This is a genomic window from Streptomyces avicenniae (assembly GCF_000719135.1).
GTDB classification, from domain to species: Bacteria; Actinomycetota; Actinomycetes; order Streptomycetales; family Streptomycetaceae; genus Streptomyces; species Streptomyces avicenniae.
The window spans coordinates 35,197-50,407 of record NZ_JOEK01000020.1 but is presented as its reverse complement, the minus strand read 5'-3'; the positions used below and the strand labels follow the sequence as shown (position 1 = coordinate 50,407).

The window sequence follows — 15,211 nt, the reverse complement described above, 5'->3', positions numbered from 1 at the left end:
CGCCGGGCGCGGGTGATGGACCGGGAGGCCGGGCGGTGCATGCCGCCCGGCCTCTCGGCGTCAGGAGGGCGCGTCGGCCAGGACGCGGAGGAGGGCGCTGCCGGGGCGGGCGGTCAGCTCGTCCCAGGTGCCCTCCTCGGCGATACGGCCCGCTTCGAGGACGGCGATGCGGTCGGCGCGGCGGATGGTGGCGCGCCGGTGGGCGATGACGAGCGTGGTGCGCCCGCTCCCGCCGATGGCGGCGGCGAGGCGCGCGTCACCGGTGTTGTCCAGGTGGGCGGTCGTCTCGTCCAGCACGAGGACGCGCGGCCCGGCCAGCAGGGCGCGGGCCAGGGAGATGCGGGCGCGCTGGCCGCCGGAGACCGTGGCGCCGCGTTCGCCGACGAGGGTGTCGAGGGGGGCGATCAGATCGACGCCGCACGTGCGCGCCGTCGCGGCGAGGAGGGCGTCGTCCGCGTCGGGTGCGCCGAGGCGCAGGTTGTCGGCGAGGGTGCCGTGGAAGAGGGGGGCGTCCTGGCCGACCACGGCGACGGCGGCGCGGAGCGCGGCGTCCGACAGGTCGCGCAGGTCGAGGGGCGGGCCGTCCTCGGGCAGCAGTTGGACGGCTCCCGTGGTGGGGTCCCAGAAGCGGGCCAGCAGGTGGGCGCAGGTCGATTTGCCGGCGCCGGATGCGCCGACGAGGGCGACGGTCAGCCCGGCGGGGACGGTCAGCTCGACGCCGTCCAGCACGGGCGGGCCGCCGTAGTCGAAGCCGACGGCGTGCAGCCGTACGCCGAGGGGGCCGGGCGGGAGGGGGTGCGGGGAGGCGGGCGGCGGGGCGAGGGCGGGCGCGTCGAGTGCCGCGCCGACCCGGGCCGCCGCCGCGCGCAGCCCCACGGCGCGGCTCACGGCGGCGGCCGACTCGGCGACCGGGCCGAGCACCGACAGGGCCAGCGCCATCGCGGCCGGGACCCAGGCGCCGTGCAGTCCCCCCGAGGCGGCGGACCGTGCCGCGGCGGCGACCACGCCGAGGACCGCGAGGACGGTGAGCAGGTCGCGGACGGCGGCGGCCGTGGCGTCCCAGGTGGCCTCGGCGCGCTGTGCCTCGCCCACCGTCACGCCTTGGTCCGCGAGGCGGTCGCGCTGCCTGGGGAGGGCTCCGGAGGCGAGCAGTTCGCGGAGCCCGTCCACGGTGTCCACGGTGTCGGCCGACAGCTTCGCGGTGGCCGCCCTGGTGCGCGCGCCCCGTGCGGCGCGTCCGCGTGCGTCGGTGAAGGGGGCGGCGGCGAGCAGGGCGGCGACCGGCAGGAGCGCCGCCAGGAGCCACGGCTCGACCGCGGCGAGCGTCGCGGCGCCGCCGGTGAACACGACTCCGGAGGCGAGGAGTTGGGCGGTGGTGTGGGCGTAGAAGAATTCGAGGGCCTCGACGTCGGCCATCGCGGTGGCGGCCAGTTCTCCGCTGCGCTTCCCGGCGACGCGGGCGGGCGCGCCGCGGGCGAGCCCGTCGAAGACGCGGACGCGCAGCTCGGCCAGCACGCGGTAGGCCAGGTCGTGCGAGAGGTCCATCTCGCGCCAGGTCGCCAGGGCGCGGACGAGAACGAGGACGACGAGTGCGGTGATCGTGCCGCCGCCAGGGGCGCGGCCCTCGGTGACGGCGGTGCCGACGGTGTGCGCGGCCAGTGTCAGGAGGGCGACGAGGGAGCCCTGTTCGACGAGGGCGGTCGCGCAGGTGCGGGCGACCATGGCGCGGTGTCCGGCGAGCGCGGGCAGCAGGGCGCGCAGTGCTCCGCGCGGGGGCGCCGCTGTGTGGTCGGTGGCGGTGGTGTTCATACGGTGACTTCCTCTTCGTGCGGGTGGCCTGCCGTGACGAGCTGCGCGTAGAGGCCCCCGGCCCCGACGAGGGCGGTGTGCCCGCCGACGGCGTCCACCCGTCCGCCGTCCAGCACCACGATCCGGTCGGCGTGCCGGACGGCGGCGAGGCGGTGGGCGACGACGAGGACGGTCCTGCCGCCCGTGGCGTCCGGCAGGTCGCGGACGATGTCGGCCTCGCGGCGTTCGTCCACCGCGCTGGTGGCCTCGTCCAGGACGAGGACCCGCGCGTCGGCCAGCAGGGCGCGCGCCAGGGCGAGCCGCTGGCGCTGGCCGCCGGAGAGGGTGGCGCCGCGTTCGCCGAGGACGGTGGCGTAGCCGTCGGGGAGGGCGGTGATCTCGTCGTGGATCCCGGCGGTGCGCGCGGCGCGGGCCAGGGCCTCGTCCATGGCGTCCGGCCTGGCCAGGCGCAGGTTGTCGGCGATGGTGGCGTGGAAGAGGTAGGTGTCCTGGGAGACGACGGCGATGCCCCGGCGCAGCGAGTCGAGCGTGTACGCGGCCACGTCGCGGCCGTCGAGGGTGATCCGGCCGCGCAGCGGGTCGCGGTGGCGAAGGAGCAGGGAGATGAGCGTGGACTTGCCCGCGCCCGAGGGGCCGACGATCGCGGTGGTGCGTCCGGCCTCGGCGGTGAAGGTGACGCCGCGCAGGACGGGTTCCTCCGCGTCGCCGTAGCCGAACTCGACGTCCTGGAAGTGCAGTCGGGGCGGGGCGGGCCAGTCGGCCTGGGCCGTACCCGTGTCGGCGACCGTGGGCTGTGCGGTGCGCAGGGCCGCGAGCCCGTCCGCCGCCGACACGCCCATGTACCCGGCGTGCCACTCGCGGGACAGGTCGCGCACGGGCCGCAGGCACTCGGAGGCGAGGAGCAGGACGAGGTAGGTGGCCGTCGCCGTGGCGGACCCGGTGACGGCGGACCAGGAGGCGAGCAGCGCGGCGGCCGTCGTGCCGCCCTGGATGGCCAGGTCGGTCAGGCCGGTGTCGGCGAGGGAGACGCGGAGCTTGGCGACGGTGGCCCGGTGCAGGGCGGCCGAGCGCGCTTCGAGGCGTTCCCTGGTGCGTCCCACGGCGCCCGCGGCCCGCAGCACGGGCATGCCTTGCAGGGCTTCGAGGTAGTCGGCGCCCAGGTGCTCGTACGTGTCCCAGTGCTCCTCGCCACGCCGGGCGAGGAGGCGGTCCCAGGCGCGTGGCCCGCCCAGGGCGAGCAGCAGCGCGGGAACGAGGCCGAGGAGGGCGAGCGGTTCGACGGCGGCCAGGACGGCGAGCAGCAGGGGCGGCACGGTGAGGGTGATGAGGAGCTGCGGCAGGTAGCGGGACACGTACGCATCGACGCCTTCCACGCCGTCCACGAGGGTGGTGCGGACGGCCCCGGCGCGTGCGGTGGTGAGGTGGGCCGGCCCGAGGCGGCCGAGGTGGGCGACGAGTTCGTCCCGCAGCCGTACCTTGACCTGCGCCCCGGCGCGGGTCGCCGTGCGGCGCTGCGCGCGGGCGAGGACGGCGCGGGCGGTGACGGTGGCGAGCACCGCGCCGAGGAGCGCGGGGAGTTGGCCGGTGTCGCCCCTGGCCGCTCCGGCGAGCGCGAGGGAGAGCAGGACGGCCTGCACGAGATGGGTGAGGGTGACCGCTCCCTGGAGGAGGGTGGCCGCGAGCAGGGTGCGGCGTGCGTGCCGTGCGGCGCGGCGTAGTTCTGGGTGGACGATCATGGGGTCCCCTCCCGGGGGTGGGTGGTGCCGAGTGCCAGGGCGTGGACGATCCAGTCCTCGCCCGGTGGGGCGCCGAGGGCGGCGCCGAGGTCTGCCTGTTGCCAGGAGCCGACGGGGCGGGCCGCGAGGCCCAGGCGTCCGGCCGCGACGTGGGCCAGGCCGACGGCGAGTCCGGCCCGGAGGTGGGCGCGGCGGATGCGGGGGGCGTCGGCGTCCGCCGGGCAGCCGTGGCCGAGCAGGACGGCGCCCGCGTCCGCGATCCATCCCTGACCGGCGGCCCAGGCGGCGAGCGTCGGCCGGGCCTCTCCGGCGGCGAGGCGCCGCAGGGCGCCTTCGGGTGTCGGGGCGACGAGTCCTGGCCGTGGTCCGCCGACCGCCGCGCACCAGGCGATCTCGCCCGCGCTCGCTTCGGTGAGGGTGGCGAGGAGGGCCCGCAGGGCGTCCTCGGGAGGGGCGCCGATCAGCGGGGGCGGGGCGCTGCGGCGGGTCAACAGCTCGTGCGGGGTGGGGGCTTGCGCGCTCGGGGCGGTGGTGGGCGGGGGGATGTGCAGGGTGGCGAGCGGGTGTGCGGATCGTCCGTCGAGGCGGAGGGTGGGCGGGCCGGTGCCGAGTGCGTCGGCGGCGAGGCTGAGGGCCGCGGCGGCGTGTCCGGTGTCGAGGAGCAGCAGGGGCCAGGCGCGGTGGCCGTAGTGGGAGGCGGTGCGCTGCGGGGTGAGGGACAGCTCCACGGTCGTGCCGGGAGGCGTGTCGTCGGGCGTGGGGCCGAGGAGGTGCGCGCGGTGGCGCAGCGGGTCGTAGCCGTAACGACCCTGTGGGAGCGCGCAGTTGTGGCCGACGACGAGTGTGGCGTCCACGGGGTGGAGGCCCCCGGCCGAGGCGGTGGGCCGTAGCCGTCCTGCCCGGTCCTGGGCCGCGAGGGAGAGGCGCAGCAGCGTCCCGAGGTCCAGTTCGCCCGCGCCCGGCTGGGGCAGCGGGATCGGGGGGCCGGGCAGGTCGGGGACGGCGGCCCCGGCGGGGGTGTCGGGGGCGGGTCTCTCGGCGGAGCGGGCGCGGGCGAGGGCGGTGACGAGGTCCACGGGTGCCCTTACATGTGCGGCGGCGGAGCGAGCGTGAAGTGCTCCGGCGCGTGTGGTGCGGTCGTGCGCCATCCGCGGGCGGTGGCGGCCTCGGCGAGGCGTGGGCAGCCGAAGTAGCCGAAGGCGGCGGGTGCGTTGGGGATCAGGCCGGAGACCAGGACCCGTGCCACGCGCAGCGGGGTCTCCGCGACGTCCTCGGTGGTGAGGTCGAACGTCATGACGCGGTGGCCGCCGTCGCGGAGGGCGCGTTCGAGACGGTCCTGGCTGCCAGGTTCGATCTCCGTCAACGGCACGACGCCGAGGGCGGGTTCGGTGAAGCGCCGGGCCTCGGGCGCCATCCGCTCGTCCAGCCAGACCTGTACATGTGCGCCCAGGTCCCGTACGTGGGCGAAGTGTTCGCCGCACGCGTCGAGGTAGCGGGCGTCGGGGCGGTGGTCGAGGTAGAGGCCGCGGGCGAGGAGACCGGCCTCGACGGCCTGGAACACCCAGCCGTCCGGGTCGGTGAGGCCCTGGGTGAAGACCCAGGTGTGGACCGCTTCGAGGACGGCCTTGCGGGCGGCATCGGCCGGGTCGTGGCGGCAGGCGAACCCGGCGGCGTGCAGGCCGAGTCGCCGGTCGTGGACGAGCGCCCCCACGCAGGGGGCGAACTCGGAGGGCATCTCCACGAGATGGACGTCGAGCCCCGATCCGGCGAGGTCGTCGGCGAGGCCGGGCACGCTGGCCGGGTCGATGCCGCGGGCCGGTCCGTCGAGGTGCCACCACAGCTCAAGCGCGTCGCGTTCGACCACCTCAAGCAGGCCGCGTTGCACGGCGTCGTCGAGCCCTTGCCCGGTGGCGATCCCGGCGTAGTTGAGGTGGTGGGTGCGCGGGAGGGAACGCAGCTCGCCCTGGCGCCAGTTGAGGTGCGTGAGCGCGACGGGCGCCCAGACATCGGCGGCTTCCCCGTCGGGCAGCCGCTCCTGGCCTCGCGTCCACAGGGCCGGGGTGTCGGGCGTGAGGGGACGGTAGGGGAACCGCTCGCGCGCGTACTGCCAGTCGGCGTACGCCGGAAGCTCGCCGGGCCCGTACAACCGCATCTCCTTGCCGGTCAGTTCGGCGGCGGTGGCGCGCAGCGGGGCGGCGGGGTGGCCCGGCGGCGGCACGCGGTTGCCGCAGTACCGCTCGACGCCCTCGGCTATGGCGGCGATCCTGGCGCCCTCGGGGTCACCGAAGGTCGTGCCGAGCGAGACCCGGTCGGCGGGCCACAGGCCGAGGCGGCGGGCGTCGGCGATCTCCGCGGTGAGCGCGGTGTAGCGGGGCGGCGCGCCCGCGGGGTGTTCGACGGGCTTGACCTTGCGGACGATGCCGCAGACGGGGTCAACGAGGGCTTCCAGCGGCAGCGCGGTCATCGCAGGATCTCCGTTGCGGGATCGGTGGGTTCGGGGCGGGAACGGAGCACGGGCAGCCGGAGCGTCACGCTTCCGGTCTCGACCTGGCGCCGGGAGGCGAGCAGGCGGGTGGCCGTGACCGGGTCGTCGCCCGTGTGGGGATTGCGGGCGTGCGCGGGGAAGTGGTGTCCGGCGATCTCCAGGCGCAGCCTGGTGCCCGCGGGCAGGCGCCGCGCGAGGCGGCCGAGCGTCACGGTGAACTCGGCGGCGTGGCCTGGCGGGTCGGCGCGCCGGGCGGCGCCCACGGCGAGCCGTTCGGCGGCGCCCTGGGGGGTGAGCGCGGCGAGCCGGGCGAACCAGTCGGCGTGTGGGGTGTCGGCGGTGGCGCGTAGCCGTACTTCGGCGGGGCCGAGGACGTCCAGCGGGTGGGTCAGCGGCGCGCTGACGAGCAGGCAGCGGTCGGGGGTGCCGTCCGCCGGAATGGTCAACGTCGTCGAGCGCACGGGGTGTCGGGGGTCGGCCGTGAACGAGGCCCCGTGCAGCGGCAGGAGGTCCGTGCGCTGCGGCTCGCCCTCGGTGTCGGCGGGCAGCCACAGCGGGCTGCCGCCGAGCGCGACCGCGCCGTGGCGGCCGGGCCGCAGCGTTCCGGCGAGGGCGAGGCGGGCCCAGCGGGCGTACAGGTCGCCGAGGTTCGTGCGGTGTGCCGGGCGTGCGTCGGGGCCGGGTTCGGCGACGAGCCCGTGGCCCCAGGGGCCCGTCAGCAGGCGCGCCGAGGGCCCGCCCCAGTGCCGCCACAGTGCCGCCGTGTCCTCGGCGAAGTGGTCGTGGTGGCCGCCCACGGCGAGGAGGGGCTTCGCGGCCAGGCCCGCCCACGTGCCGGGTCGGTCGGGCACGCGCCGCTGCCGCCACACGTCGGGCCAGGACGGCAGGCCGCGGCCGAGCCGTGCGGGCAGGTCGCTCACCGGCAGGTGGGCGAGCAGGTCGGGATCGGCGGCGAGGGCCAGGGCCAGGGCCTGTTCGTCGGAGTAGCGCCGGTCGCCGTGCGCCGCCCACCACCCGGCGCGGGCCGACAGCCGTTCCACGCCGGAGGGTTCGCGGGCGGTCTCGGCGATGCCGAGCGCGGGGACGGCGGCGATGACGGCGTCGGCGCGGGCGTCCGGGGGCGCGTCGAGTGCGAGGGCGAGGGCGCAGTGCGCGGCGTAGGAGGCGCCAGCCGCGACCAACTGGCCGTCGCTCCAGGGCTGTCGGCGGATCCAGCGCGCCGTCTCGGCTCCGTCGGCCGCCTCGTTCCGGTACGGGTGCCACTCCCCCGCCGAGGCATGCCGCCCGCGTACGTCCTGGGACAGGGCGGCGAATCCGCGCCTGGCCCAGCCGCGCAGCTCGGCGCGGTGCCGCAGCCTGTCGTACGGGGTGCGGACGAGGACGGCCGGGAAGGGGCCGGCGCCGTCCGGGAGATGGATGTCGGTGGCGAGGCCGTCGATGTCCGCGGTGAGCGGGGTCACGGGGCGTTCCCCGGCATCGGGGCGACGTCGGGGACCGGGAGCACGGGATGCTCGGTGACGGTGAGCGTGCGCAGATCGACGCGGCGCAGGCGGCGGCGGGCAGGCAGTCCGCCGGTGGCGGGGGTGTCGGTGGCCCAGCGGGTGAGGTCGTCGGCGAGGAGTGCCGCGAGCAGCCCGGCCGCCGGGGCGGTGAGGTGGAAGGGGGCGCCGGACGTGCGGGGGCCGCTCCAGTAGGCGGCCAGTTCGCGGTGCGCGGGCGTGGCGGCGAGGCGGCGGGCGCGGACGTGGGCCGAGGTGACGTCGCCCGCCGTGGCGGCGAGGGGTTCGACGTACGCCTGCCAGCCCTCGCGGTGGCAGCGCAGCCAGGCGATCCCTCGTCCGGGGAGCCGGTCGGCGGCGTCCCACAGCCCTGGGGGCACGGGGCCGTCGAGGCACCAGACGACGGCGGCGGGGTGGCCGTCGGCCGCCTCGCCTGCCTCGTCCGGCTCGGCCTGGCGCGGCGCGGCGCCCTCGGCCCGCAGGTGGGCGGCCAGCGGCCCGGTGAGCGCCGGGGCGCCCACCAGCCGGACGTCGCGGCGTGCGGCGGGCCAGGGGGTGCGTGACGCGGGCCCGGCCAGGTGACCGGCGTCCGCGAAGGCCCGCAGGAGGCGGCCGGTTCCGGTGTCGGGCGCGGCCGTCGCCGTGCCGGAGAGCTGGCGCAGCAGTGGCTCCGGGGCGGTGTCGCCGGTGCGTACGCCGAGGAACTCCCCGTCCGCCGTGCGGACGGCGAGCCCTCGGCCGGGCACGGTGACGACCTCGACGCCGGGCGCGAGCTGGCTGCGGGACACGTCGGTTCTCCTGTCGGGAGGGGCCGGGGGGGAGGCGGGGGTGGGCCCGCCGCCCACGAGGGACGGCGGGCCCACGGTCAGGACGTGTGGGTCCTGGTCACTCCTCGTCGGCGTCGTCGAAGGGGTTCTCGACGAGGGCGTTGGAGTGGGAGGCCGAGTCGTGGGCCAGCTGACCCGGATCGGCGATCGGCTCGAAGACCTGCTCGTTGTCCATGAACTCTCCTTTTCCGCAAGGGAGATGCGGTGCCCGGCCGGGCGCCGCACCCAGAACAGTAATGAATATGATTATCATTCACCAGTCCGAGGAGAGTGATCCAGGTAACACCGCGACGCCCGGAGCGACGCCTCGAACCCCCACCGACCGCCAGGAAAGGGACACCCATGACCGCCGATCCGCTGCTGCTCGTCTCCGACCACATGGCGGGCTCCGTCCACGTGCTGACCGTGCCGGACGGCGTCGAGACGGGCCGCCTCACCGGCCGCCACCTCTCGGAGCACGCCGGGTTCCTGGCGCTGCCGGGCGGAAGGACCGCGTGCGTCGATGACCGGAGGGGGGAGCTGCTGGTCCTCGACCCGTTCGGCCCCGAGCTGGTGGAGGCCGCGCTGCCTGTGGCCGTACCGGCGGAACACCTCGCCGTCGATCCGTCAGGCCGGTGGGCCGCCGTCACGACGGGCCTCGGCAGGAACGCGACGCCCTGGTCGGACCTGCTCACGGTCGCCGACCTCGTCACGGGCGACGTGGCCCGGGTGCGCGTGCGCGCCGACGAGCCGGGGGTGACCGTGCTGGGCGGCGGCGGGGAACCCCTGGTCGTGCTGCGGCACAGGGAGCCGGGGGCGTTCGCCGTCCACCGGTTCGCCGACCTGCTCGGCGCGCCGCCCGGCTGCCCGCCCGCCCCGGCCCACGCGCACCTGCCGCTGCCTGACGGCGGGCACGGCGACGCGCAAGTCCCGCACCGGGCCGAGGTGTTCGCGGCGGTGGGCGAGGGCGTGCACCGGGCGCGCCGCGACGGCGACGCGCTCACCGCCAGGCCGCCGATCCCGTGGGACGCGCCGGGCCGGGGCTGGTACCTCCGCCTCGACACCCGGCGGACGGCCCTGTGGTCCACGCTGCGCGGCGGCCCCGCCGACCCGTTGCGGTGGCCCGAGTGGACGAACCACGCCTGGCGTCACGACCTGGGGACGGGCCGTACGTCCCTGGCCGACCTCGGCCCCGGGCTCGTCTTCCGGCTGGCGCTCGCCAAGGACCACGCCGCCTTCACCCGCGTGCACCCGGACGGCGACGAACTGATCCTGCTGGAGACGGGCGACGGCACCGCCCGCCGCGTCCCCCTCCCCGCCATGGACGGCGCCCCGCGACGCGGCGGCACCCCCTGGGAGGGCGTCCAGCGCCGCGCGGTGGCGGCCTCGCCCGGCACCGACTGGATCGCCGTCACCCGGGGCGGGCACGGCGAGGTGCACCTCATCGACGCCCGAACGGGCCGCGAGGCGGCGCGCCTCGACCTCGGCACGCCCCTGCACCACGGCGGCCACGCGACACTGCGCACACCGACGGACGGAGCCGAGGCCGACCCCGTCGGCCGCTGAACGCCTCGGCCTCACCCGCCGGAAAGGAATCGGACGGGGCATCCTTTCCCTTACGGGTATCCGTCCGAACAGCTGCCGGAACCAGAAAGCGGATCTCCCGAAAGTGGCCTTGCGAGGTCGTTCACCCGCTACTCCACACAGTGCTTTGCGGAGCAGAGGCGCCCGGAGCCGCGAGCGGGTCAGCCCCTCCGAGCAGAGCGCTTGCCCGCTGGCACAGCACGAGCCCGGTGACTTTCCCGGACCGGAGAGCGAGAGCGAGGCCACGCCGACTCGACCTGCCCCCATGGCCGGAGAGTTCGAGAATCTCACGCGTCTCGTCCGCGTCGGCGACGGCGAGTTCCATCGACTCGTACCGCGTGGCCGTCTTCATGGCGCTCACCCCCTCGAAGAGCAGATCCAGGCAGGTGCTGTTCGCCTCGTCGGGAACGGACCTCAGCAGGAGCTGGGAATGACCGATCCCGTATCGCCAGACCCTGAAGACACGCTCGGACCTGAACGCGCGGTGGGGCCACCAGGCGTCTCGTTCGCATGGATTGTCAACGACATTCCCCCTCCGATACGAAGTGATCCGGCGCCATGCATCGACAAGCGGATCGGCACGAAAGTACACCCCTGCTTCGCCACGGCTGAGTCGAACGACGGGCGTCGGGGGCGGGTCCTGCATGGCGGGGCGACAACCCGTTTGGCGGACTGCCGCGACCGCTGCTACGGTCCCGGAGGCCGTGCGAGAGACCGAGGAGGTGGTACCCGTGAACGCAGTATCGACATGGGTGCTCCCCTGCGGGGTCACGGTCGGGCGGTAGGTCGTCCGGGAGCGCCGCTTCACGCGCTCCTGAAAGGCACGACCATGCATGTCACCTCCGAGCGGCGCCTCGACGACGGCGTCCTCGAACGCGCATTCACCCTCGGCGAGATCCCCGGCATCCTGTGGATGCCCGCCTCCGTGTCCGCCCCCGCGCCGCTGATCCTGATCGGCCATCCCCCGCTCGGACTGCGCAGGATGTACCCCCGGCTGGCGGCGCGGGCCCGGCACTACGCGACGGAGTACGGCTTCGCGTCGGCCACCGTCGAGCTGCCGGGGAGCGGCGAGCGGCCCCGCTGGCCCGCCGCCGAGCAGGCCCGCGCCGACCTGCGCCGGGCGCTGGAGGCCGGGGAGCCGATCGACGGCGGGATCGTGGACGCCCTCGTCCTCCCGCTGGTCGAGCGGGCGGTGCCTGAATGGCGGGCCGCCCTGGACGCCCTCCTCGCGCTGCCGGGGATCGGCGGCCCGGTCGGGTACGAGGGGGGCGTGATCTCCGTCGGCGTCCGCCTCGCGGTGGTCGAGCCGCGCATCGTGGCCGCCGGGCTCTTCGCCGGAAGCCTCGTGCCCGCCGCCATGTTCGAGGAGGCACGGCAGGTGACCATCCCGCTGCACGTCCTGTTGCAGTGGGACGACGAGGGGAACGACCGGCAGGCGGCCCTCGACCTGTTCGACGCCTTCGGTTCCCAGGAGAAGACCCTGCACGCCAATCTCGGCGGGCACACGGGCGTGCCGCAGTTCGAACTCGACACCGGGGCACGGTTCTTCGCCCGGCATCTGAGGTGACGCCCGGCCGTCGGGCGACCGGCGGACGGTGAGCCGGGCCCCTGCCCACGCGGCGGGGGCCCGCGCCTGCCGCCCGATCCCGGCGGGCGGCAGAGCGGGCGGCGCGCGGCTCAGGCGGCGGGGAGCCCGGCCGTCCCCGGCGGCTGTTCGTTGTCCGCGATCAGCGCGAGCAGCCCGGGGAAGCGGCGGTCGATGTCCTCGCGGCGCAGGCGCGCGCCACGGCTGTTGCCCCGGTCCACCTGCCGCACGAGACCGGCCTCGCGCAGGACGCGGAAGTGGTGCGTGCGCGTGGACTTGGTGACGGGCAGGCCGAACGAGGTGCAGGTCCGCTCGGTGCCGTCCGGCTCGCGGGCCAGGGTCGCGATCACGTGGTAGCGCAGCGGATCGGACAGGGCCTTGAGGACCGACTGGAAGTCGATCTCGCCGACGCTCGGATGGCCTTCTGTGTCGGGCATGGCGCGTCTCCTCGGCACGGCTGCGGGTGAGGTCGTTGGGGGCGGTCGGCTCCAAGGTACTACTTGCGTCGGACCTCGGGGGCATGCCAGGGTGAGGTTCGACCGAAATGAAACCTACGGCGGCGGTCCGACCTCGCGTACGGCGTCTCCCGCCCGTGCCCACTCCCCCGGCGCCGCCGACGGGGCGCCCGCGCCCCCACGTCCTCACCCCGGAGTTCCCCGTGACCCCACCCCTCGCCGACCCCACGCGCCCCGCCGGGGCACCGCCCGAGCGGTCCGCCCCCGCCCCCGCCCCCGCCGTCCCCGGGACGCGGAAACTGACCCTGGTCGCCGTCCTGCTGGCCGTCTTCGTCGTCCCCACCTCGATCTCGGGAACCGCCGTCGCGCTGCCGGACATCGGCGTCAGCACCGGCGCCGACCCCGGCTCGGCCGCCCTCCAGTGGGTCGTCAACGCCTTCAACCTCTCCTTCGCCTGCTTCACCCTCGTGTGGGGCAGCCTCGCCGACCTCGTCGGCCGCATCCGGGCCTTCGCGCTGGGCGCCGCGGTCTTCGCCCTCGCGTCCGTGGCCTGCGCCGTCGCCCCGAACGTGTACGTCCTCGACGGGGCGCGCGCCCTCGCGGGGCTCGGCGGCGCCGCGATCTTCGCCTGCGGCAGCGCGATCCTGTCCTCCGCCTTCGACGGCCCGGCCAGGGCGAAGGCCTTCGCCCTGTTCGGCACGGTCGCCGGGGTCGGCGTGGCCCTCGGGCCGACCGTCTCGGGCCCGGCCGTGGACACGCTCGGCTGGCGCTGGATCTTCGGGCTCCAGGCCGTCGTGCTGGCCGCCGTCCTCGCCTGCGTCCCGGTGATCGCGCGCGGCGTACGGGAGCCGGTGCACCGGTCGGGCCGCCTCGACGTACGGGGCGCGGCCGTCTTCGTCCTCGCCATGGCCGCGCTGACCTACGCCATCGTCCAGGGCTCGGCCTGGGGCTGGGCCTCGCCCGCCACGCTGGGCCTGCTGCTCGCGGCCCTGGTGCTGTTCGCTGCCTTCCGGGCGCTGGCCGGGCGCACCGAGGCGCCGCTCCTCGACCTGTCCGTCGTACGCGACCGCCGTTTCCTGGCGTACACCCTGGTGCCGGTCGCCGCGTCCTTCGGCTTCGTCACCCAGCTCACGTACCTGCCGTCCTACCTGTCCACCGTCGCCGGGTACAGCGCCTCGGCCGCCGGAACGACGATGCTGCTGCTCACCCTCCCCGTGCTGGCCCTGCCGATGGCGGGCGCCAAGCTGGTGGAGCGCGGGACGTCGGCGCTGGCGGTCGTCCTCGCCTCGTTGCTGTGCCTCGTGGTCGGCGACCTGTCCTTGCTGCTGCTCGGCCCTGACACCTCGCTCGCCGTGCTGGCCCCCGCGATGCTCGTCACGGGCGCCGGGATGGGGCTCTCCGCCGGGCTGGTGGACGGCCGCGCGCTGGCCATGGTCGAACCGGCCAAGGCCGGGATGGCGGCCGGTTTCTTGAACACGCTGCGGCTGGGGAGCGAGGCGATCGCCGTGGCGGTGTTCGGTTCCGTGCTGGCGTCCCTCGTGGCGTCGGACGGGGCGGACGCCGCCTCGTACGACAGCGCGTTCCACGCGCTGCTGTGGGCCATGGCCGGGGTGTGCCTGCTGCTCGGCCTGCTCATCGTCGGCCTCGCGCGCGGCGGCGGCGCGGCGCGCGAGGCGAGGTGAGCGCCCGATGACGTCCTCGCCCCGCTCCCCGCACACCACCGAGGTCGCCGTCGTCGGCGGTGGCCCGGTGGGCATGCTCCTCGCCGCGGAGCTGGCCCACTACGGCGTCGCCGTCACCGTGATCGAGCAGAACGAGCGGACGCTCGACGTGCCCAAGGCCGGTACGTTGCACGCCCGCACCGCCCAGTCGCTGCTGCGGCGCGGCTACCTCACCGGCCCCGAGCCGACCGCTGAGCTGCTGGAGGCGGAGCGCGCGCAGGCGTTCCACTTCGCCGGTCTGCCCGGCCTCACCATCACGGGACCGGCGGTGGAGGGCGAGCCGATCGTCGGACGCGCCCAGGGCGCGCTGGAACGGCTCTTCGAGCACACCGCCCGCCGACGGGGCGCCACCGTCCTGCGCGGGCACCGCGTCACCGCGCTGCGGACCGGCGAGGGGGCGGAGGCGGACGTACGACTGACCGTGGAGGCGTGCGCGGGCGGCGCCTCGCCCCGTACCGTCGTCGCCCGGTGGGTCGTCGGCGCCGACGGCGCCCGCAGCCTGGTGCGGGAGGCGGTCGGCATCACCGGCGAGGAGCACGCGCCGCGGACGCGCGCCGTCCTCGGCCTGGTGGACCTCGACGCCCCCTGGCAGGCGCCACCCGGCTGGAACGTCACCGAACGCGGCTGGACGGTCATCAGCCCCGGCGCCCACGGGCCCAGCCGCGTCGCCGCCTTCGACTTCACGGGCCCGCATCCCGACCGGCGGACGCCGCTCACCCTCGAAGAACTCCAGGCGACCGTCTCGCGCATCGCGGGCCGTGACATCCCCCTGCGCAACGCCCGTTTCCTCGACCGCTTCAGCGACTTCGCCCGGCTCGCCGACACGTACCGCGAGGGCCGGGTCCTGCTGGCGGGCGACGCCGCCCACGTCCACTTCCCCGTGGGCGGCCAGGGCCTGAACCTCGGCATCCAGGACGCCGTGAACCTCGCCTGGAAGCTGGCCCTTCACCTGCGTGGCTGGCCCAGCCCGTGGCTGCTCGACAGCTACACCGCGGAACGCCGCCCCCCGGCCGCCCGCACGATCGAGAACACCCGGGCGCAGCTCGCATTGATGACTCCCGGCACGGCGCACGACCCGCTGCGCGCCCTGTTCGCCCAGCTGCTGCGGTTGCCGGACGTGAGCCGTCGCCTCGGCGACATGATCAGCGACCAGGACGTCCGCCTGCCGGGCCATCCGGCGCAGTCACCCCTGACGGGGCTCTTCCTGCCCAACCTGCCGCTCGTCGTGGAGGGGCGGGCGACCAGCGTGGCCCGGCTGCTGCGGCCCGGCCGTCTCCTGCTGCTCGTCCTGGGCGACGGCGGCGCCGAGGACGAGGGGCGCAGGGCGATCGCTCCCTGGGAGCAGGTCGTGGACGTCGTCACGGCGGCCTGTGTGGCCCAACTCCCCGCAGGCGTGCTGCTGGTGCGTCCCGACGGATACCTGGCCTGGGCGGACGACGGGGGCGGGACGCGGGCCGGGCTCGCCGCGCTGGAGACGGCCCTCGACGGGCTCCTCGGGCGGCGCGCGCCCGCCGGGCCGGGCGTGGACTAG

The 15,211-nt window shown here is 76.1% G+C and carries 12 protein-coding genes; 4 read left to right on the top strand and 8 right to left on the bottom strand.

What is annotated here, in order from left to right; translation table 11 throughout:
• Positions 1–60: 60 nt before the first annotated feature.
• The 7 genes from IF27_RS28070 to amiA all read right to left on the bottom strand — a co-directional run bounded on the left by IF27_RS28070 (position 61) and on the right by amiA (position 8,531).
• On the bottom strand, positions 61–1,809 hold the full coding sequence (locus tag IF27_RS28070) for an ATP-binding cassette domain-containing protein (protein WP_052852669.1): 1,749 nt from the start codon (positions 1,807–1,809) through the stop codon (positions 61–63).
• Positions 1,806–3,545, bottom strand: a complete 1,740-nt coding sequence (locus IF27_RS28065) for an ABC transporter ATP-binding protein/permease (protein ID WP_052852668.1) — start codon at positions 3,543–3,545, stop codon at positions 1,806–1,808. The genes IF27_RS28070 and IF27_RS28065 overlap by 4 nt, the downstream gene beginning before the upstream one ends.
• Positions 3,542–4,621: a nitroreductase family protein gene (locus tag IF27_RS28060; protein ID WP_052852667.1), complete on the bottom strand. Its 1,080-nt coding sequence runs from the start codon at positions 4,619–4,621 to the stop codon at positions 3,542–3,544. Before IF27_RS28060 ends, IF27_RS28065 begins: the two co-directional genes overlap by 4 nt.
• Positions 4,622–4,629: 8 nt before the next feature.
• Positions 4,630–6,009 (bottom strand): YcaO-like family protein, encoded by a 1,380-nt coding sequence (locus IF27_RS28055; RefSeq protein ID WP_052852666.1) that lies wholly within the window; start codon positions 6,007–6,009, stop codon positions 4,630–4,632.
• The gene (locus tag IF27_RS28050) at positions 6,006–7,490 is read right to left on the bottom strand and encodes a CocE/NonD family hydrolase (protein ID WP_052852665.1); all 1,485 of its coding nucleotides are present in this window, start codon (positions 7,488–7,490) and stop codon (positions 6,006–6,008) included. The genes IF27_RS28055 and IF27_RS28050 overlap by 4 nt, the downstream gene beginning before the upstream one ends.
• Positions 7,487–8,317 carry a hypothetical protein gene (locus IF27_RS28045; protein ID WP_052852664.1) on the bottom strand — a complete coding sequence of 277 codons (831 nt, stop codon included), beginning with the start codon at positions 8,315–8,317 and terminating at the stop codon, positions 7,487–7,489. The genes IF27_RS28050 and IF27_RS28045 overlap by 4 nt, the downstream gene beginning before the upstream one ends.
• Positions 8,318–8,414: 97 nt before the next feature.
• Positions 8,415–8,531 carry a streptamidine family RiPP gene (gene amiA / locus IF27_RS31885; RefSeq protein WP_263053857.1) on the bottom strand — a complete coding sequence of 39 codons (117 nt, stop codon included), beginning with the start codon at positions 8,529–8,531 and terminating at the stop codon, positions 8,415–8,417.
• A 167-nt stretch (positions 8,532–8,698) separates the two neighbouring features.
• On the opposite strand from amiA, the gene IF27_RS28040 reads away from it, so the two are divergent.
• The gene (locus tag IF27_RS28040; RefSeq protein WP_052852663.1) at positions 8,699–9,901 is read left to right on the top strand and encodes a hypothetical protein; all 1,203 of its coding nucleotides are present in this window, start codon (positions 8,699–8,701) and stop codon (positions 9,899–9,901) included.
• 847 nt (positions 9,902–10,748) lie between these two features.
• Complete coding sequence (locus IF27_RS28030) at positions 10,749–11,486, top strand: hypothetical protein (protein WP_052852661.1); 738 nt, start codon at positions 10,749–10,751, stop codon at positions 11,484–11,486.
• 110 nt (positions 11,487–11,596) lie between these two features.
• Here IF27_RS28030 and IF27_RS28025 read toward each other — a convergent pair whose 3' ends face one another.
• On the bottom strand, positions 11,597–11,941 hold the full coding sequence (locus IF27_RS28025; RefSeq protein WP_052852660.1) for an ArsR/SmtB family transcription factor: 345 nt from the start codon (positions 11,939–11,941) through the stop codon (positions 11,597–11,599).
• A gap of 221 nt (positions 11,942–12,162) precedes the next feature.
• On the opposite strand from IF27_RS28025, the gene IF27_RS28020 reads away from it, so the two are divergent.
• Complete coding sequence (locus IF27_RS28020) at positions 12,163–13,641, top strand: MFS transporter (RefSeq protein WP_110946314.1); 1,479 nt, start codon at positions 12,163–12,165, stop codon at positions 13,639–13,641.
• 7 nt (positions 13,642–13,648) lie between these two features.
• Complete coding sequence (locus IF27_RS28015) at positions 13,649–15,211, top strand: FAD-dependent monooxygenase (protein ID WP_052852659.1); 1,563 nt, start codon at positions 13,649–13,651, stop codon at positions 15,209–15,211.